The 18,261-nt window shown below is 63.5% G+C and carries 25 protein-coding genes; 18 read left to right on the forward strand and 7 right to left on the reverse strand.

Annotation, left to right across the window (positions count from 1 at the left end):
- The first annotated feature begins 61 nt into the window (after positions 1-61).
- The 6 genes from MYCSP_RS21875 to MYCSP_RS21900 all read left to right on the forward strand — a co-directional run bounded on the left by MYCSP_RS21875 (position 62) and on the right by MYCSP_RS21900 (position 4,448).
- Complete coding sequence (locus MYCSP_RS21875) at positions 62-1,315, forward strand: NADH:flavin oxidoreductase/NADH oxidase family protein (protein WP_083019503.1); 1,254 nt, start codon at positions 62-64, stop codon at positions 1,313-1,315.
- Complete coding sequence (locus MYCSP_RS21880; protein WP_070911704.1) at positions 1,312-1,728, forward strand: nitroreductase family deazaflavin-dependent oxidoreductase; 417 nt, start codon at positions 1,312-1,314, stop codon at positions 1,726-1,728. The genes MYCSP_RS21875 and MYCSP_RS21880 overlap by 4 nt, the downstream gene beginning before the upstream one ends.
- Before the next feature lie 18 nt (positions 1,729-1,746).
- Positions 1,747-2,175: a tautomerase family protein gene (locus MYCSP_RS21885; protein WP_088415123.1), complete on the forward strand. Its 429-nt coding sequence runs from the start codon at positions 1,747-1,749 to the stop codon at positions 2,173-2,175.
- 61 nt (positions 2,176-2,236) lie between these two features.
- The gene (locus tag MYCSP_RS21890) at positions 2,237-3,166 is read left to right on the forward strand and encodes an oxygenase MpaB family protein (protein ID WP_088415705.1); all 930 of its coding nucleotides are present in this window, start codon (positions 2,237-2,239) and stop codon (positions 3,164-3,166) included.
- Entirely contained in the window at positions 3,163-3,747 is a 585-nt protein-coding gene (locus tag MYCSP_RS21895) for a TetR/AcrR family transcriptional regulator (RefSeq protein WP_070911702.1), read from the forward strand. Before MYCSP_RS21890 ends, MYCSP_RS21895 begins: the two co-directional genes overlap by 4 nt.
- Before the next feature lie 80 nt (positions 3,748-3,827).
- The gene (locus MYCSP_RS21900; RefSeq protein ID WP_083019508.1) at positions 3,828-4,448 is read left to right on the forward strand and encodes a TetR/AcrR family transcriptional regulator; all 621 of its coding nucleotides are present in this window, start codon (positions 3,828-3,830) and stop codon (positions 4,446-4,448) included.
- Here the strand turns inward: MYCSP_RS21900 and MYCSP_RS21905 are convergent.
- Entirely contained in the window at positions 4,438-4,992 is a 555-nt protein-coding gene (locus MYCSP_RS21905) for an SRPBCC family protein (protein ID WP_083019510.1), read from the reverse strand. The genes MYCSP_RS21900 and MYCSP_RS21905 overlap by 11 nt on opposite strands.
- Positions 4,993-5,229: 237 nt before the next feature.
- Between MYCSP_RS21905 and MYCSP_RS21910 the strand changes: the two genes are divergently transcribed.
- The gene (locus MYCSP_RS21910) at positions 5,230-5,532 is read left to right on the forward strand and encodes a YiaA/YiaB family inner membrane protein (RefSeq protein WP_088415127.1); all 303 of its coding nucleotides are present in this window, start codon (positions 5,230-5,232) and stop codon (positions 5,530-5,532) included.
- Here MYCSP_RS21910 and MYCSP_RS21915 read toward each other — a convergent pair.
- Positions 5,529-6,431: a hydroxymethylglutaryl-CoA lyase gene (locus tag MYCSP_RS21915; protein ID WP_083019512.1), complete on the reverse strand. Its 903-nt coding sequence runs from the start codon at positions 6,429-6,431 to the stop codon at positions 5,529-5,531. The two genes, MYCSP_RS21910 and MYCSP_RS21915, sit on opposite strands and share 4 nt — an antisense overlap.
- Positions 6,428-7,627, reverse strand: a complete 1,200-nt coding sequence (locus tag MYCSP_RS21920) for a CaiB/BaiF CoA transferase family protein (protein WP_070912023.1) — start codon at positions 7,625-7,627, stop codon at positions 6,428-6,430. Before MYCSP_RS21920 ends, MYCSP_RS21915 begins: the two co-directional genes overlap by 4 nt.
- A gap of 123 nt (positions 7,628-7,750) precedes the next feature.
- Between MYCSP_RS21920 and MYCSP_RS21925 the strand changes: the two genes are divergently transcribed.
- The 5 genes from MYCSP_RS21925 to MYCSP_RS21945 all read left to right on the forward strand — a co-directional run bounded on the left by MYCSP_RS21925 (position 7,751) and on the right by MYCSP_RS21945 (position 10,862).
- A complete protein-coding gene (locus MYCSP_RS21925; protein WP_162266395.1) occupies positions 7,751-8,305 on the forward strand; it encodes an RNA polymerase sigma factor in 555 nt (184 codons plus the stop codon).
- Positions 8,302-8,991, forward strand: coding sequence for a Rieske (2Fe-2S) protein (locus MYCSP_RS21930; RefSeq protein WP_088415131.1), 690 nt, complete (start codon positions 8,302-8,304; stop codon positions 8,989-8,991). Before MYCSP_RS21925 ends, MYCSP_RS21930 begins: the two co-directional genes overlap by 4 nt.
- Positions 8,992-9,208: 217 nt before the next feature.
- A complete protein-coding gene (locus tag MYCSP_RS23665) occupies positions 9,209-9,523 on the forward strand; it encodes a cupredoxin domain-containing protein (RefSeq protein WP_083019586.1) in 315 nt (104 codons plus the stop codon).
- Positions 9,520-10,452 carry a metallophosphoesterase family protein gene (locus tag MYCSP_RS21940; RefSeq protein ID WP_088415133.1) on the forward strand — a complete coding sequence of 311 codons (933 nt, stop codon included), beginning with the start codon at positions 9,520-9,522 and terminating at the stop codon, positions 10,450-10,452. The genes MYCSP_RS23665 and MYCSP_RS21940 overlap by 4 nt, the downstream gene beginning before the upstream one ends.
- Positions 10,449-10,862 (forward strand): hypothetical protein, encoded by a 414-nt coding sequence (locus MYCSP_RS21945; RefSeq protein ID WP_088415135.1) that lies wholly within the window; start codon positions 10,449-10,451, stop codon positions 10,860-10,862. Before MYCSP_RS21940 ends, MYCSP_RS21945 begins: the two co-directional genes overlap by 4 nt.
- On the opposite strand, the gene MYCSP_RS21950 is transcribed toward MYCSP_RS21945, so the two are convergent.
- Positions 10,863-11,636: an SDR family oxidoreductase gene (locus MYCSP_RS21950; RefSeq protein ID WP_088415137.1), complete on the reverse strand. Its 774-nt coding sequence runs from the start codon at positions 11,634-11,636 to the stop codon at positions 10,863-10,865.
- 150 nt (positions 11,637-11,786) lie between these two features.
- Between MYCSP_RS21950 and MYCSP_RS21955 the strand changes: the two genes are divergently transcribed.
- Entirely contained in the window at positions 11,787-12,791 is a 1,005-nt protein-coding gene (locus tag MYCSP_RS21955) for a LysR family transcriptional regulator (protein ID WP_083019538.1), read from the forward strand.
- Positions 12,781-13,413 carry a phosphoribosyltransferase gene (locus MYCSP_RS21960; RefSeq protein ID WP_083019540.1) on the forward strand — a complete coding sequence of 211 codons (633 nt, stop codon included), beginning with the start codon at positions 12,781-12,783 and terminating at the stop codon, positions 13,411-13,413. Before MYCSP_RS21955 ends, MYCSP_RS21960 begins: the two co-directional genes overlap by 11 nt.
- A gap of 26 nt (positions 13,414-13,439) precedes the next feature.
- On the opposite strand, the gene MYCSP_RS21965 is transcribed toward MYCSP_RS21960, so the two are convergent.
- Entirely contained in the window at positions 13,440-14,477 is a 1,038-nt protein-coding gene (locus tag MYCSP_RS21965) for an endonuclease/exonuclease/phosphatase family protein (RefSeq protein ID WP_070911694.1), read from the reverse strand.
- 167 nt (positions 14,478-14,644) lie between these two features.
- Here MYCSP_RS21965 and MYCSP_RS21970 point away from each other — a divergent pair, with 167 nt between their 5' ends.
- Positions 14,645-15,304: a DedA family protein gene (locus MYCSP_RS21970; protein WP_088415141.1), complete on the forward strand. Its 660-nt coding sequence runs from the start codon at positions 14,645-14,647 to the stop codon at positions 15,302-15,304.
- Here the strand turns inward: MYCSP_RS21970 and MYCSP_RS21975 are convergent.
- On the reverse strand, positions 15,301-15,921 hold the full coding sequence (locus tag MYCSP_RS21975) for a CGNR zinc finger domain-containing protein (RefSeq protein ID WP_070911692.1): 621 nt from the start codon (positions 15,919-15,921) through the stop codon (positions 15,301-15,303). The two genes, MYCSP_RS21970 and MYCSP_RS21975, sit on opposite strands and share 4 nt — an antisense overlap.
- Positions 15,922-16,056: 135 nt before the next feature.
- On the opposite strand from MYCSP_RS21975, the gene MYCSP_RS21980 reads away from it, so the two are divergent.
- Together MYCSP_RS21980 and MYCSP_RS21985 are read left to right on the forward strand one after the other, a co-directional pair.
- On the forward strand, positions 16,057-16,359 hold the full coding sequence (locus MYCSP_RS21980) for a hypothetical protein (protein WP_070911691.1): 303 nt from the start codon (positions 16,057-16,059) through the stop codon (positions 16,357-16,359).
- 219 nt (positions 16,360-16,578) lie between these two features.
- Positions 16,579-16,863, forward strand: coding sequence for a hypothetical protein (locus MYCSP_RS21985; RefSeq protein WP_088415143.1), 285 nt, complete (start codon positions 16,579-16,581; stop codon positions 16,861-16,863).
- 64 nt (positions 16,864-16,927) lie between these two features.
- Here the strand turns inward: MYCSP_RS21985 and MYCSP_RS21990 are convergent, their stop codons facing one another.
- Positions 16,928-17,716, reverse strand: a complete 789-nt coding sequence (locus MYCSP_RS21990; RefSeq protein WP_083019588.1) for an SDR family NAD(P)-dependent oxidoreductase — start codon at positions 17,714-17,716, stop codon at positions 16,928-16,930.
- Positions 17,717-17,780: 64 nt separating this feature from the next.
- Here MYCSP_RS21990 and MYCSP_RS21995 point away from each other — a divergent pair, with 64 nt between their 5' ends.
- Positions 17,781-18,251 (forward strand): GNAT family N-acetyltransferase, encoded by a 471-nt coding sequence (locus tag MYCSP_RS21995; protein ID WP_083019548.1) that lies wholly within the window; start codon positions 17,781-17,783, stop codon positions 18,249-18,251.
- The last annotated feature ends 10 nt before the right edge of the window (positions 18,252-18,261 follow it).

The following is an 18,261-nucleotide window of genomic DNA, read 5'->3' on the forward strand; positions in this document are numbered from 1 at the left end:
CCGACGTGGGGCGATAACTGGAACATTGCAGTACACCAATCGGTGTACTACCGTCGCTTGCGTGGCAGACCTACACGATCCCCTTCCCCTGGCCTCTGGCCAGGTTCTCCGCAATCGATTCATGAAGTCAGCCCTGAGCGAGGGTCTCGGGGATCTCTCCCAGGGCCCCGACCACCGGCTCGTGGAGTTATATCGCCGCTGGGGCACCGGCGGGTTCGGCCTCGTCGTGACCGGCAACGTGATGGTGGACCGCAGTCATCTGGGCGAACCGGGGAACGTCGTCATCGAGGACGACCGGCATCTCGACGGCCTGTCCCGCTGGGCGAAGGCAACCAAGGACGGTGGCGGCCTGATCTGGATGCAGGTCAACCACCCGGGCAGACAAGCCAACCCGCTGGCCACAGCATCCCAGCCGGTGGCACCGTCCGCGATCAAGATGAACGTCCCCGGGTGGCAGGCCCCGCGCGAACTCACCGATGACGAGATCGAGAACATCATCGACCGGTACGCCACTACGGCCTCGGTCGCCGACGCCGCCGGATTCGACGGCGTACAAATCCACGGCGCGCACGGCTACCTGGTGGCGCAGTTCCTATCTCCGCGCACCAATCAACGCACCGATCGCTGGGGAGGTGACCCCGAACGCCGCATGCGCTTCGTGCTTGAAATCGTCCGCCGCACGCGCGCCGCGGTGAGCCCCGGGTTCTCGGTCGCCATCAAGCTCAACTCCGCGGACTTCCAGCGGGGCGGCTTCACCGAGGAAGAATCGCGGGCGGTCATCGCGGCGCTGGCTTCCGAAGAAGTGGACCTCATCGAAATCAGCGGTGGTACCTACGAATCTCCGGCGATGGAGGGCCGGCCGTTGGTGACGTCGGCATCCACCCAGGCCCGCGAGGCCTATTTCCTGGAATACGCGCGCACCGCCCGCGAGGCGGCCGGTGATGTCCCCATCGCTGTCACGGGTGGATTCCGCACGGAAGCGGCGATGTCGGAGGCCATCCGGTCGGGTGATTGCGATGTCGTGGGCCTCGGCCGCCCGACCACCGTCAATCCGGAAGCCGCCGACAACCTGCTCACGGCGCGACAGGACACACTGACAGTCCCGGACGCCTCCTTGCCCATGCCCGGATGGCTCGCACGAACCGGCAGGGCGAAGTCGTTCCTCAGCGCGCTGGAACTGCAGTGGCACAACACCCAACTGCACCGCCTGGGCGCGGGCACCGAACCGGATCCCACCATCGGGCCGTGGATCACGGCGCTTCGTCTCCTCAAAAACAACGGTGTAGACGCATTTCGCAGAAGGAGAAGTTCATGACAGACAAGACACTGCGCAAGTTCCGCAGGGAACGTGCCATGGGGCGCTATCTGCTCAATCCGGCGGTTGCGGCCTTGACGAAGCTGGGCGTGCGCACCGCCCTTGCCTCCGAGCTCGAGACCACCGGGCGCAAAACCGGACAGCTGCGAATCGTGCCGGTCTCGGCACAATTCGATTCGACCGGCGCCTGGGTGATCTGCCAGCACGGCACCCGCTCCGGCTGGGGCAGCAACATTGCCGCCAATCCCAATGTCCGCATACGGCAGGGAAATCGGTGGCGCGTGGGCACCGCAGAGTTCCGGCCCGATGACGATGTCGTCGCGCGGGGTCGCGGTTTCGGGGCAATCGGCGCCCGCGTCGTGAAGGCTCTGGAAACCACTCCCGTCTCGGTGCGCATCGACTTCATCGACTAAGGACAAGGACTACGCGATATGCCTCTCTATCAGTGCACAACGCGCGCGGGAAGGGTCACCGACGAGGTGCGGCAGGCCGTCGCCCAGGAATTCACGCGTATTCACTGCGAAATCACCGGCGCTCCGGCGGTATTCGTGCACGTCGTCTTCAACGAATACCAGCCGGGCCACCACTATCTGGCGGGAAAGCCAGAAAGCGACACCGCCTTCATCGCGGGCACTATCCGTTCAGGGCGTTCCCTAGAACAACGTCAACGACTGCTCCGCGAGCTCTCGTCGGCCTGGCGCGAGCTGACGGGCCAGTCGGAGGAGGAACTCGTCCTGGGCATTTCCGAACAGGAGGCCTCCGCAGTCATGGAAGCCGGGCTCATTTTCCCCGAGGCGGGTGCCGAAACCGCCTGGTTTGAGCAGAACCGAGAGAAGCTGGGCTTCCTCCTCAACCAGTAGAGCCAAACCCGATATTTGGCACACTTGCGCATTTTTGTGCCATTGAGTTAGCGTGGTGCTCATGGTTGATCAGAGCGCCATCACACTTGACGAAGGGCTCCGGGAAGCAATTCCCATGCCCGTCGATGACGACATCACGCCGGAGACCCCGCGCCTGGGCGCGGACTCCCTGGTCTGGAAGTTCTACGGCGATGTCCGCGGCGTGCTCGGATTTCAGCGTCTGGCCGGCACCGAGAACTGCATCGAGCAACTGGGTAAGGCTGTCGAGGATCACTCGGTGATCTTCACCGACACCATTGGCCGTGCCCGCCGCTCCGGCCCGCCCATCATGAAGACCATCTACTCAGCGGACCCCCAGAAGTGGGGTCGGATGGTGCGCGACTTCCACAAGCCGATCAGCGGAACCATCAGCGACGGCTCGCGTTACCACGCGCTCAATCCCGAGCTTTTCTATTGGGCCCATGCGACATTCGTCGACCAGGTGCTGTACATCACCGACACCTTCATCCGCAGGCTGTCCTACGAGGAGAAGGCGCGGATCTTCGAAGAGAGCAAGGTCTGGTACAGCCTTTATGGGGTCAGCGCCCGCAATCAGCCCCAGACGTACGACGAGTTCGTCACCTACATGGAGGGCATGTTCGACCGGTTCGTACCCACCAAGACGATCCTCTACGCGACGGGGTACATCCGTCAGGGGCTGCCCGGGCCCCGACAGATTCCCAAGCCGGTATGGCGGGTGCTGTCGGCACCATTGAACGCCTTCATCCGGACGGTCGTGGTCGGAACGCTTCCGCCACAGATGAAAGAGGTCTGCCGACTAGAGTGGAACGACAAGAAGGAGCGCAACTTTCAGCGTTTCGCCACGTTCATGCGGGCAATGAATCCGGTGTTCAACAGGCTTCCGGTGAGCTGGCTGTACTTGCCGTGGGCCGCCGAGGGCTGGAAGCGCGAAGGAGTGGACCCCCGGCCGCTGCATAACCGGGCAGCATGACCACACTCATGGGGGTGACAACCAGCGCGCCCCCCACCGATGCGGTACTCGATGCCGCACGTACCGAGTTCGAGCGGCACGGGATGCGCCGGGCCAACATGGATGCCATCGCCCGGCGGGCCGGGGTGAGTCGGCGCACCCTCTACCGCCGTTTCCCCACCAAGGAAGCGCTGTTCGAACACCTCATCGAGGCCGAGAGCCTGGTCATCTTCGGTCAACTCGCTGTCGCCGCCAACGGCCAAGACGCGCAGGGCGCCATTGTCGAGTGCTTCACCCTGGCCATGCGGCTCATCACCGAAAGCCGGCTGGCGGGCACCATCATCGAGAACGAGCCCGAACTGGTCATCGGCCTCAACACCCCCTCGGGCGAAAAGGCCATCGTGCGTGCCAGCGCGCTGGTGGCGTCCAGCCTGCGCCACAGCGGTGTCACCATGCCCGACGACGCCGTGCTAGCGGTGTCGGAAATCCTTGTGCGTCTGGTCGGTTCACTGCTCACCAACCGCGCCGGCGTCCTCGATATCACCGACACCACGGCGGTAAGGCGCTACGCGCAGACATACTTGGCACGCCTGGTCTGGTGAACTCAGGTCCGTCCAGCAGTGCAGAAACTGACCATGGGTCGGGGTTTGACTAAACTGCCTGCATGGCTACCCGGCGGCAGATGTATGCAGAACAGACACGTTCCGACCTCCTGGACTCCGCACGCCGGCATTTCACCACCACCGGCTACAACAGCGTGACCGTCGACGACATCGTCAGCAGCATCGAGGTCAGCAAGGGCACGTTCTACTACCACTTCTCCGACAAGCAGGCGATGTTCACCGCCCTGCTCACCGAATGCCTGACCGAGACCGCCGATACCGTCACCACCGGCATCCGGCTGCTGGACAAGCCCGGCGCGAACGGTCCACAGGTCGCCGCCACCTCCGCCTGGGTCTATCTGTCCCGATCACTCAACGACAGGACATACCGGGAACTCATGCGCCAGGCACCGATGGTCCTCGGCGAGGAAACCTACCGCCATATCGACGAGACCATCGTGCTGCCGCCGCTGGTCAAGCTCATGGAAACCCTCGCCGCCCGTGGCGAGCTGAAAGGCGGCGTACACACCCACATGGCCGCACGGATGCTGATGACCATGTTCGTCACGGCCAACAGCATCATCGCCGAATCCGACAGTCCAGCAACGACAATGACTGAAGTCGCCGATACGATCGCCACCATGTTCAGTGGGATCGTTCTCGGCGACGTACCGCTCTCGCGTGCGGCCGCTAACGGATAGCCAGGAACAGCAGCGTTCGCAAGAACGGCCGTACCGCGAATGCCGTCCAGCGCAACGGGAACCACCCGATCCACTTGGGGGTGATCCCCACAGTCCAGCGCACCAGCACCTTGTTCCCCTCGGCGCCCAGCTCCCAGCGTTCACCAAAAGCGTTGAGCACAAGCGGAACCGAGACACCTGTCCCGATCGCGACCAGCTTGCGACCCTCCTCGCTGTGGACCACCTTCTCAGTGAACGCGAACAGCGGCGTACGAGTGACTATCCGGTCGCCCGACCGCACCGGACCGGAAACCAGGGGAATCGTCTCCAGATAGCCACCCTCCGAGACCTGCGTCCATACTCGCTCGACAGGCCCGGGCACGCTGATTTCCGCGGTGACCGCGAACGACGCCGTCTTGTCGAAGAAGTCGGTATCCGGCATGGTCACCCCGAATCGGCGCGGCCCGCTGTCACCCGAGGCGAGGGCGAAAAGCACGACCGCCCCCAGCAAGCCTCCGATGGCCAGCACTCCCACGATGATCCCGATCAGCACCGGTGTGGACATACTCCTCCTTGAGTAAGAAATGCCGCTAACTGACTTGAAAGTCAGTTAGCAAGCTAGACCACCTAGCAGGGCCTACAGAAGGGAAATCACCCAAGTTAGTGATGGAGGCCAGCCTGGAGCACCTCTTTCCTGTGCGCCAACCCCGTATCGATACCGGCGATCGACGCGCAAACTTGCCCCGGCAAATCGGGTAGCTCTACTCATGTCACGGCGAGCTGTGGCTGCCATCGTGGTCGCATGAACACATCGGAGCCCACCATCCGCGCCTCCTCCGCGTACTACGTCCAATCCGCCGTCGCCTTCGCCGTCGCCTTCGCTGTCGCCTTCGCGTCAACCCTGGGCGGTATCGCCTATCTACCCATCTCGCCGTGGCCCCGCGCGTTTCTGGCGGTGTGCACGCTGTTCTTGGTCACCAGCTGCTTCGGACTGGCCAAGGTGGTGCGTGACGCCCACGAGTCACAACAGGTGCGCAACCGGATCGACGAGGCACGCATCGAGCAGATGTACGTCGAACACAACCCGCTGAAATCGGCGGTCTAGTTCAGCAGGCGATCGCCCGCGCGGAGCAGCGCGCTGGGGACCTCGTGCCCGACAACCGATTGCACCACCCGCGCGGCGTCGATCGCGGCTTCTAGATCGACGTCGACACCGATATCGCTGTCCCGCAACATATACACCAGATCCTCGGTGGCGATGTTGCCCGTCGCCCCCGGGGCGAACGGACAGCCTCCGAGTCCACCGATCGAGGAGTCGAGCCGACTCACCCCGGATTGCACGGCGGCGTACGCGCTGGCCAAACCGGATCCACGGGTGTTGTGGAAATGCGCACCCAGTGGCGCACCCTCCACAATCGGGCGAACCGCCGCAACAAGATTCGTGACGCGGCGTGGGGTCGTGGTGCCGATCGTGTCGGCCAAAGCGTAGCGATCCACACCCCAGTTCCGGGCCCTGCGCACGATGTCGAGCACTCGACGTTCGGCAGTGGGACCGTCGAACGGGCAGTCCCACGAGCAGGCCACGATCACCTCTACGGTGGCATCGGCGTCGTGTGCCAGCGCCACGATCTCCTCGATGCGGGCGGTCGCTTCGGCACTACTGCTGCCGACGTTCGCGCGGCTGTGCCCGTCGGCGGCCGACACCACGTATTCAAGTGAGGTGAAGCCGGCCGCGAGAGCGCGCTTGGCGCCGTTGGGGCTGGCGACCAGCGCCGAGAACTCGATATCCGGATAGTTCTGCAGGTGAGCCGCGAGCTCGGCAGCATCGGCCAGCGCCGGCATCTTGGACGGCGACACAAACGCGGTGGCCTCGATCTCCCGCACACCTGTCTTCGCGATCGCATCGAGCAGCTTCAGCTTGTCTGCCAACGGGATCGGCGCCTCGAGCTGAAGTCCGTCGCGCAGCAGCACCTCGCGGATGGTGACATGTTCGGGCAGGCTCATAGCGTCCCCTCGGCCCGTAGCCTCTCGACGTCTTGGGCACTCTTACCCAGCAGCCCGACGTAGACGTCGTCGTTGTGCTGTCCCGGACGCGCGGGCCCGGCAGTGCGGACGCCGCCGGGCGATTCGGACAGCACTGGGACCACACCCGGCCCCAGCACCGAGCGGCCCAGCCGCTCGTCGAAATGCTCGACGAGCATCTCTCTGGCCTTGAGCTGCGGGTCCTGCACCACGTCGGCGACGGTGTTGATGGGACCGGCGATCACCCCGGCAGCGCTGAGCACGTCGATGATGTCGGCGGGTAGGCGCTGTGACGCCCACTCGGCGATGATCGCGTCCAACTCGTCCTGATTGCGGCCCCGGGCAACGTGATTGACGAATCGCTCATCGGAACTCAGCTCCGGCTGATCCATCGCTTCGCACAGCCTGCGGAAGACGGTGTCCTGGTTGGCGGCGATCACCACCCAGCTGCCATCGGCGCTCTGATAGATGTTGGACGGCGCGATGCCCTCCAACCGGGTACCCGACGGCCCCCGTACCACCTGACCCACGTCGTAATCGGGAATGGTGGATTCCTGTACCGCCAAACAACTCTCGGTCAATGCCGCATCGACCACCTGTCCTCGGCCAGTGACCGTCCGTCGGTACAACGCGGCCAGCGCACCCTGGGCCGCGAACATCCCGGCCAGGGTGTCGCCGATCGAGAGCGCCATCCGCGGGGGCGGCCCGCCGGGAAAGCCGTTGAGATGCCGCAGACCACTGGCGGCCTCGGCTACCGACGCGTATCCCGCCTTATGTGCGTCCGGACCGGTCTGCCCGTAACCCGACACCCGGACCAGGATGATGCCCCTATTGCGCTCGGCTAGGACCCCGTAGCCCAGACCCCACTTCTCCAGCGTGCCTGGCCGGAAGTTCTCGACGATCACGTCCGACTTCTCCACCAGCTCCAGGAACAGGGCGCGACCGCCCTCTGTCCGCAGGTCCAGGGTGATGGCCTTCTTATTGCGTGCATGCACCGTCCAGAACACGTGGTGCCCGTCGACCTCGGCTTGCCCCCACGTACGCAGCGGATCCGGTGCGCCGGGCGGTTCGATCTTGAGCACCTCTGCACCCATATCCCCAAGCAAGCGACCCGCGAAAGGCCCTGCGATCAAGGTGCCCAGTTCCAGCACCCGGATCCCGTCAAGAGCACCCGTCATCCCAGTGACGCTACCCCGAACCAAAGAGCCACCGGCATCGTGTAACCACCGGCACTACTTCTTCAGGGGCAGACATCCACCTGCCCTCGCCAGGAAGCTTTGGTGACGGGACAACCGACGGTGATGACGCAGCGTGATCCGACCGCCCGGCGCGGCCTGCGAGCCGTTCCGACCGGTGACGATCACTACGCGGACTGGCAATCCGTGTACGAAGATAACGCCGTCTGGGTGTACCGCACCATCTACTCACGCGTCGGCAACAAACCGGACGCCGAAGATCTGACCGCCGAGGTGTTCCTGGCCGCATTACGCCCACTGCGGCTGTCCGCGGCCAAGGCCGAGGTGCGGGCCTACTTGCGAACCACCGCACGCACGGTGCTCGCGGCACACTGGCGCGAGACCCTGGGACGCGAGATCACCTCGATCCCCGACATGCAGGACGTCGCCGACCGGCGCCCCGAAGCGCAGCCGTCTGTAAGCACCGCGCCGCTACACGCGCGGGCTCTTTTGGACGCACTGCCGGACAACTACCGCCGAATTCTGGAACTGCGATTCCTGCAAGGCTGTTCGATCAAGGAATCCGCCACCACGATGGGCGTGACCGTCGCCAATGCCAAAGTGCTGCAACACCGGGCATTACGTCTGGCCGCCCAGATCAACGAACAGGACGTGCCATGAATCCGCGTGGGCTGCGCCGCTACATCGACGACCTGCTCCGCGGGCGCCGGCCCAGGCCATTCCGTCCCGACGAGTTCGAGGCGGCGCAGATCCGGACCGCGATCGAGCTGCGTGCGCACCAACCCGGCGACGATGCCCCGAGTCAAGAGTTCCTCGACGATCTACGGGGCCGCCTCGCCGCGCAGATGGGCGAGACTCCGCCATCTTCCGAACCGAAGCGGTGGTCGGTGCCCAACCGGCGCACCGTCTTGGTCGGCACCTCTGCCGCCGCGGCCGCCGCGGCGGTTGCCGTCACCACGGACCGGCTGATCACGCCGAGCCTCGACCGCCCACCAGCGCCGGGCGAGATAGTTCCCAACACGGGAAGTTGGCAACGCGTCGCGGCCAGTAGCACCGTGCCCGAGGGTGGGGTGCACCCCTTCGACCTCGGATTCGTCAGCGGGTTCGTACGCCGGGTGGGCGGTCAGGTCGAGGCGGTATCGGGCATTTGCACCCACCAGGGATGCAAGCTCTGGTTCGACGGAGCGCATGATCGGCTGCAATGCCCTTGCCACACCACGTCGTTTACCACCGACGGGCGGGTGATCACGCACCAACTACCCATCGCGCCACGGCCGCTGCCCACGTTCGAGGTACGCGAAACCGCAGGCCATATCGAGGTGTTCGCGCCAGACCGCCCCGCCTGACCGCTGTAACCCCCGCCCCTATCTCTATGCGGTGATCCGCGACGCGCCGCGGACTCCGTCCATGGAAGGGGCACCGATGCAGTTACCTCCCTTACGCTGTGCCGCGCTCGCCGCGGCGCTCACGATCCCCCTGGCCGCATGTTCCGGCGGTGTCAGTACCACCTCCGATGCGCCACTGTCGATTACCGTCGCCTCCGATGCCAACGGCACTCCCGGAATGTCGGGCCACAGCATGCCCGGCAGCATGGTGCCGCACGGTAGTACCCCGGGTTCGCCCGCACCCACCGGGCCCGCCGTCATCATCGAGAACTTCGCCTTCAATCCACCGACGCTGACCGTACCGGCAGGCACCACCGTCACCTGGACCAACAGGGACGAAGAGCCCCACAACGTGGTGGCCGAGGACGGCACATTCCGCTCGCCCGGAATGGATGCACAGGGCACGTTCTCGTATCAGTTCGCCAAACCGGGTACGTATCAATACGTCTGCGGGATTCACCCGTTCATGAAGGCAACGGTGGTGGTGCAATGACCGGCGAACAAGACCCATCGTCCATGTCTCGACGTCAACTGATCCGGCACACCGCCTGGTTCGGCGCCGCTGTCGCCTTGACTGTCGCCGGGGGCGAGGTGATCTCGCATGTCGCAGGCTCGGCAACAGCGAGCAATGGTGTCAGACCGACGCTACGGTTCGCGCAAATCAGCGACAGCCACATCGGCTTCAGCGGCGCCGCCAATCCCGATGTCATCGACTCATTCGGCCGTGCGATCGATCAGATCAACAACCTGGGCTACACCCCGGATTTCGTGATTCACACCGGTGATCTCACGCATCTTGCCACCGACGAACAGTTTGATCAGGTCAAGCAAATGATGTCGGGGCTCAGCACACCCCATGTGTTTACCGTTCCCGGAGAGCATGATTCGGTTGACGACGCGGGGCAGAGGTATCGCGGCGTATTCGGCGGCGGCACACGCGGTGACGGGTGGTACAGCTTCGACATCGCCGGTGTCCACGTCCTCGGATTGGTGAATACGCTTAACCTCAAAAAACTCGGACATCTGGGCACCGACCAACTCGAGTTCATCCGCAGGGACCTCGAACCGCTGCCGGCCGACACTCCGATCATCGTGTTCAGCCATATCCCCCTGTTCGCAATGTATCCCGAATGGGGTTGGGGAACCGATGATTCCGCGCAAGCTCTGAGCTATATGAAGAGATTCGCCTCGGTGACATGCCTTAACGGACACGTGCACCAGCTGTTCACGAAGACCGAAGGAAACATTACGTTCTACAGTGGTACGACGACGGCATACCCGCTACCCAGGCCGGGTGAAGGCCCCGCCCCAAAGCCGGTGACCCTGCCTGCAGGCAGGCTGCACGACATCCTCGGTATTCGCGAGGTGAGCTACATGAAAGGCGCTCAGCCTCTTGCCATCAAGGAGGACAAACTCACATGAGTGTCGGATATCGCCTCGCACTCGCCGTGGCGTTGGTCGCGAGCGGTTACGCCCATGCATACCTGTATACGCATGGTTATCAACAGATTCCGAGGATCGGCCCGGCATTCCTGACACAGTCCGGCGCCTTCTTCGCCATGGCCGCGCTGATTGTGGTGGGCGCGCCGGACTGGATGATCGCGATGGCCGGTCTGGGCTCGGCGTCGGCACTGGTGGCGTTCGGGTTGTCCCGCACTGTGGGACTATTGGGCTTCTCCGAACGGGGGTGGGATCCGGCGCCGTACGCGGCGATCAGCGTACTGACAGAACTGGCCGCCGTCGCCTTGGCGAGCGTCCTACTCGGCAAGTACGTACGGCGGCCAGTTCCCGCGATCCCGACGTCCCGGACGGGGTCACCCTCGCAGCAGTGACTACTTGGTGGTGTAGCCACCGTTGATCAGGATCGTCTGTCCAGTGATCCACCAACCGTCACTGACCAGGAACCGAACGAACGGGGCGATGTCCTCGATATCCGTGAGTCCGGTCTTGGAGAACGGCGAGAGCGCAGCGGCGGTCTTGTGGTACGCCACGGCGTCTTCGCCCTCGGCCGGGTAGAAGAAGGGGGTATCCATAGGACCCGGACCAATCGCCGTCACCGAGATGCCACGCTCGCCAAACTCTTTCGACGCGGCACGGGTGAAGTGTTCCACCGGCGCCTTCGTCCCGGCGTACGCGGCGTAGAACGGGGTGTACGCACCCAGTAGCGAGGTCACCAGGGTGAGAATCTTGCCGTTGTCGTTGACGTGCTTACCCGCCTCCTTGAGGAAGAGGAAGGCGGACTTCGAGTTCACCGCGCTGGCCGAGTCGTACTCCTCCTCGGTGATTTCGGTGAACGGCTTCTTGATGACCTTGCCGACCGTGTTGATGGCGATATCCGGACGCCCCACTGCCACGATGGTGTCCGCGAACAGTTTGCTTACCGCATCCCCGGTGGTCAGATCGCCCTGAAACGCCACCGCCTTCGCACCGGTCGCCTGGATCGCGGCCACAGTTTCCTCGGCGGCGTCCTTGCTCGACGGGCTGTTGTAGTGGATGGCCACCGCCCCGGCACCGTTGGCCGCGAGATCCCGGGCGATGAGGCCACCTAAATTCTTGCCACCACCTGTGATGAGAACTGTCTTACCATTTAACGAATGATCTGTCACTCGATTATCTCCCTTGATTCGTAGGTGGACCCGATGTGGCGGGTGGGCCGCCATGACCACCCATAACTCCATACAAAATCGTAGGTTCAGGTAGCACAAGGGAAAACCACATTATTCTTGTATAAGCACAAGTAGGGGTTGTCATTGCAGATGAGCGGGACCGACGAAGGTAGTTCGCTGGCCGACTTGCTGGATTCGCGGCGACTGTTTCAGTTCGTCGTGGCTGCGGAGGCCCCCACGCTGGCCGCGGCAGCAGCGGAGCTATTCATCACCCAACAGGCGCTGTCGTCGGCCATACGCCAACTGGAACGCGACCTCGGTGTCGCGCTGTTCTCGCGCGCACAACGCAGCCTGCAACTGACCGATGCCGGTCATGAGCTGTATACCGGCGCCAAGCCGCTTCTCGCCGGTATACGCGTGCTGGCCAACACGACACGCAACCTTTCAAATCCACAGCGGGCCTTTGTTATCGGACATTCTCCGGCGATCTCCGGCGAGGAGGTCTACCGAATCATCGAACCGGCAGTCGTCGCAGATCCCACGGTGTCGATCACCATCCGGCAGGTGTTTCCGGGCGCCATGCGCGACGGTCTGCTCGACGGCTCACTTGACCTCGCGCTCCGGCGCGGAGTGGATATGCCCACCGATCTGGCCACCGACACCCTGCTCTACCAGCCGTTGCGCATCGCAGTCGTGAAATCCCACAACCTCGCCGCCCACGCTCGCATCGACATCGGCGAGCTCGCGGAGCACCCGATCGTGGTGTGGGCTCCGCCCCGTCATTCCTTCTACACCGACCTACTGGTTTCACATTGCCGCCGAAGCGGTTTCGAGCCCCGACTGCTGGTCAATCCGGTACAGGGCACCCCGCCGTACACGGCGGTGCTCGCGCACCCAGACCACTGCGCCTTTGTCACCGACGATCCGGGGGACGTGTACCAAGGCAAGGTGCGGGTGATCGAGATCGCCAATCCGCCACTGGTTCCCGTTCAAGCCGTGTGGCTTCCGCATTCGGTGTCGACCATCCGCACCACACTGTTCGACGCCGTCCAACGATCAGCTGTTGTCAGCACACCCTCTCAGTTGGAAGATGGAGATATCCGGACAACCAGCCCGAGACGCTCCCATGTCGCACCCGCATCGGATGTTCAGTGATCGCCAGGACGCCGGCCGCGCACTGGCGAGCATTCTTGTGCCCTACCGGATGCAGAACGTGGTGGTACTCGCCCTGCCGCGAGGCGGCATTCCGGTAGGACGAGAGATCGCGTCCGCACTGAACGCCCCGCTGAAGGCACTGGTCGTGCGCAAGCTCGGAGTTCCCGGACACGAGGAGTACGCGATGGGAGCCATCGCGACCGGGGGCGAGATCGTCGTCGACGAGGACATCGTGCGCGCGATGGGAGTCAGCTCGGAACAGCTCCACGACGTGGCCGCCCGAGAGGGTCGTGAACTGGCCCGTCGCGAACAGATGTACATGACAGAGCGCGGCGCCGAAATCGCGGGCAAGACGGTGATTCTGGTCGACGACGGGATAGCCACCGGGGCCACGATGCGCGTGGCGCTGTTGACGATCAGAAGAGCATCGCCCACCCGTGTGGTGGCGGCCGTCCCCGTGGCACCGCGGTCCGCGTTCCGTCGATTCGCCTCCCTGGTAGACGATTTCGTCGTCGCGTCGTGTCCGTCCAGATTCCAGGCAGTCGGCGACGCCTATCAGGACTTTCACCAGGTTTCCGACAACGAGGTACGCGCGCTGTTGTCGGCGCCGGTGAACAAATAGCCCGGATAACTCCGACGGCTGGCGTGTTACTTCGCCGGGTCGTGCTTGAAGTTCACCCGGACGATGCCGTGGTCACCGGTGCCGGTTTCGCGGTGGTTCTCAAAATTCAGATGGTCGTTGTTGATCAGCAGCCCGTTGAAGAGCCACACCCGTTTGCGGCTGTGATCGTAGAACTGCTCGCTGACCAGCACGTGATCGAGAGACTCTCGTAGATCTTCGTGTACATGGGTGTAGTAGACATCGCGTGTATCCCGGTACTCCTGCAGTGTCTGGGCCGAATAGAGCCCAAAATCACTGCCGCCCCGCGAATCTCCGACCAGATAGTGCGGCTGGCTGGTCAGGATGTTCGCGGTGTTGCTCTCCTTACCATCGTTCAGGTCACCGAGAACGACGACCGGAGTCTCGGTATCACGCATAACCCCGTTGAGCAGAACTCGCACCGCCACGGCCTCCGCCGTGCGCCGGATCGTCGAGATCCCATCACCCAGCGCCTGCTGATGTGGCCGATACGTCGCCGAGGACTTCTTGTACCAGGCTTCCTTGCTGACCTGCGTGGGAAGCTTTGATTTGAGGTGCACCACAAAAACTTCCGTAGCGGGCTCGTCGTCGCGCAGCTGGACCTGGAAGTTCAAGACCGGCCGGGAAAAGCTCTTGATCGAAACGTCGATGACCGGCGCCTGGGGGTCGGCTGGATCATCTCTGGACTCGAGACGAACGGCCTTCGGGAAGTCGGTGATCCATTTTGGCTTCCCAGTCACGAGGCCCTTGCGCACCAGCGCCGCACAAGTGATGGACGTGCCTACAGCTGGGGTGGCCAGTACGTCGTACTCATCGGCCAGGCCCTGCGGATCCACGGCCAGGACCGCCTCCAGAGCACTTTTGCTCCAGACCTCCTGCAGCCCGACGACGTCCGCGTCTATCGTCCGTAATTGCCATGCCGCCCATTCGGTCTTGCGCTTGAACTCATCGGGAGTCCACGGCTTGGTGGTGGCGTACAGGGGCGTATCGGCGTCCTGCAGGTTGTACATGTTGAACGTCGCGACACTGAATGTAGTGCGAACCATACTGGTCAAGGTATGCCCGCGAGCGCTCACATGAAGCGAACGCGTCGAGATTGTTCACCCTGTTGCCGCATCCCCGTCACGCGGCAATACCCGTCGCCCGTGAGCGCGCCAGGTGAGGTTCTCGCGTTGTTTCCTGTCCAGCAATGTTCCGTGGCTAGCTTCCAGCCATGGACATGGGTCTGGCGCCCTCGGACGTCATGGATCCGATGTACTGGCTCGGCGAGGGCGGACTGTTCGGCGGCGCCGTCCTAGCCGGGGTCATGATCATCGTCTTCATCGAAACCGGCCTGCTGTTTCCATTCCTGCCCGGCGACACCCTCTTGTTCTCTGCCGGACTGATTGCCGCTCAGCCGAATTCTCCCGTCTCGATCCAGGTATTGGCGCCCTGCGCCGCGGTGGCGGCCCTCCTGGGAAGTCAATGCGGCTACTTCATCGGACGTCGGCTGGGGCCGGCCCTGTTCAAGAAGGAGGACGCGCGGTTCTTCAAACAGCGGTACCTGACCGCCTCCCGCGAGTTCTTCGACAAGCACGGCCCCAAGACACTTCTCGTCGCCCAATTCATCGGCGTGGTGCGCACCTTCACGCCCGTCATCGCCGGCATGTCTGGCATGCGCTATCCGATATTCCTGCTGTACAACGCCATTGGCAGCACCGCGTGGGGCGTGGGCCTGACGATGGTCGGCTACTTTCTGGGCAATATCGCATTCGTCGGCGAGCACCTGGACATCATCATCCTGATCATCGCCATCTTGTCGACACTGCCCGCCGCCGCGACGGCGGCCAAGGTGTACCTGGACAAGCGGCGTACGGTCGCCGACAACGGCTAAGAGTCCGACACGGTTTGGCGGTCGTAATGCCGCTTCACACGTGCGCGATTGCCGCATTTCGGCGTGCACCATTCCCGCCGAGGGTGCTCCTTGACGAAGTACAGCACGCAGTGCGAAGCCAAGCAGGCCCGCAACTGATGTCGGTGCGGACCACCGAAGAAGTCGACCGCCTGACGCGCGATCAACCCAACGGTCAGTCGTGCCTGCGACCCGCGCGCCGTCACCGTCCTGGTCGGTTCCTCGCTGACCGGCCAGACCAACTCCGCCCTGATACGAGCCAGCGTATTGATCGTGGCGACCGCCTGGGTGTGCGTCGTACCTGACGTCGGGGGGCGTGGGTCGTCGGTGGTCTCAGCAGCCAGGCATCGCAGCGCGTCGCGCAGGGCCCGCAGATCGTCGGCCACCGCTCGCGCGTCGTGCAGCGAGAAGGCGATCGTGTGCGCACCAGATTCGGCCAGGATGCGCTCCGCCATCGCATTCAGCCACGCCAGCACCGACTCATCGGTGTCCAGGGCGTCCCGGACCTCTCCACGACCGCCCCGGACGGTGTTCATCAGTTCCACGGGAAGTGGTTCCCCCAGAATCGCGGCGATAGTTCCTGACGTGCCCGTCTCCATCTCCCGACTGTATCTCCCCTAATGGATACCGGCACCTGTAACCATGTGGCCTACCTAACAGCGCAGAGGAAATACTATCTAATGGTTAGAGGTTGCCTAAGACATTAGAACCTCACCACGGTGGAAGGAATCGCCATGAACACTCAGATCAGCTCGATCGCCCGGTCGACACTCTCATTCCTGGTCGCACTGGCAGCCCTTGCAGCCATGGCGGTGGCATCCCTGACGTTCACCGCGCAAGCCTCCGCGGCCGCCGGGAGTGGATCTTCCGCCGCAGAGACCGTCGACAGGCTCCAAGCGCAGGGCTACACCGTCCAGCTGAACGGCATCGCCGACGCACCGCTGTCACAGTGCGTGGTGACCGGCATCGAGGGGCTGCGCGGAGCCACCTCCTTCTCGACGGTCTATGTCGACATCTCGTGCCCCACCCACAACTGAGCACCGAACAGACGAACGCGGACCCGCCCCGGTCATATGGCCGAGGGGTCCGCGTTCGTCGTATTCGATTGTCTTGCTTAGTCGAACAAGGCACTTGCCGTGATTATTCCGCTCCAGCCTGACTGACTTATCACAGGCAATCGAGGATGGCAACAGCTAGCGACCACGTTGTTAGAAGCATCGCAAACAGATCTTCAAAAGCATTGGAGCGCAGACAAAATGACCGCCATCACCGCCACCTCGCAGGCACTCTCCACTAACGTTCGCCGCGCTGTCGCCGCGGTCGGCATCGGTCTCGCGATCCTGGTGCCCAGCTACGCCGCCATCGAACTGACTACTGCTCCGACGTCCGCGCTCGTCGCGGGCGCGGGTAACAACGGCAATGGCGGCGGCAACCGGGACCACGCTCGGCTGGGCACCGGCCAGTACTCGATGAACAACTCCGGCCCGCAGATGCGCTACATCCCGCCGGCCAGCGGCCAGTACATCGGCGGTATCAACTGAATCTCCGAAATACGAAGTGCCGCTTCCAGATTTCTGGAAGCGGCACTTTTCTAAGGTGATCCGATTAGGGCAGGATCGAATCCACGTATCCACCATCGGCTCGCACCGCAGCGCCGGTCGTCGCGGAGGCCAGCGGCGAGCTGAGGTAGACGACCAGGTTGGCGATCTCCACCGGCTCGATCAAGCGCTGCACCAGCGACTGAGGCCGATGCTTCTTCATGAACTCGCGCTGTGCCTCATCCCAGGGCAGCGATTTGTCGACAAGCTGATAGACGAAGTCCTCCACACCCGCGGTGTGGGTGGGTCCGGCGATGACCGAGTTGACGGTGACTCCCGAGCCTGCGGCGTCTTTCGCGAACCCCCGCGTCACGCCCAACAGCGCGGTCTTGGACACGCCGTAGTGGATCATCTCCTGCGGGATGACAATGGCCGAGTCACTGGCGATCTGGATGACGCGCCCCCATCCGGCGTCGATCATTCCCGGCAAGTACGTGCGCACAAGGCGCACCGCAGACAGGACGTTCACCTCGAAATAGTTTCTCCACTGCTCATCGGTGATCTCCCGCGCAGGCGTGGCACCGAAGATGCCCAGATTGTTGACCAGGATGTCCACCTCGGGAAGCTGCTCACGAAGCAGCTCCACGCCCTCGGCGGTCGACACGTCGGCGGCGACACCGACAACGCTGCCGTTCTGCAGCCCCACTTCGGCCACGGCCGCATCGACGCGTTGCTGCGATCGACCGTTGACCACGGCGCGCGCGCCACTGGCGGCGAGCTGCCTGGCAATCTCCAGGCCAATGCCCTGCGTGGAACCCGTTACTAGCGCTGTCTTACCGGTCAGGTCGATGTTCACGTATTCATTGAAGTCGTACCGCACCCGAGTTCATTCCCAAACAGCCTGATTGGAGGATGAACAGATGCCTCCTGCCGTAATCGCCCTCGGCAACCCTGTTGACGTCGCCCAATTGCGCTGGCAATGGGCGCAAGAGGATGCTCCTGAGAATCCACCGTCCCAGCGACCCTCGCCCGAGTTCGTGTCCCAAGTTGCGTCGTGGATGCGCTCGCGCACGGTCTGGACCGCACATCATCGAGAGCAGGCTGTCGGGATGGTGTGCCTGACAGAGCACGAAAGAATGCCGAGTCCCCATCCACGAGCGGCCGCAAGCTGGGGCTACCTCGGCCACTTGTACGTTCGTCCTACCGCTCGCGGCGACGGCATCGGAGCAGCTCTCATCCAGGCCCTGTTGGGAGAGGCCGCGCGTCGGCACTATGCCAAAGTCCTTCTGTCGCCATCAGAACTCTCGATACCTCTGTATCAACGCTCCGGGTTCACGAACGCCCACACCACGATGGTATGGACACCGCGCACACGGCCGCACGCAAGGTAACTCCCCGCGC

Origin of the sequence: Mycobacteroides saopaulense, from assembly GCF_001456355.1 — a bacterium.
Taxonomy (GTDB): Bacteria; Actinomycetota; Actinomycetes; order Mycobacteriales; family Mycobacteriaceae; genus Mycobacterium; species Mycobacterium saopaulense.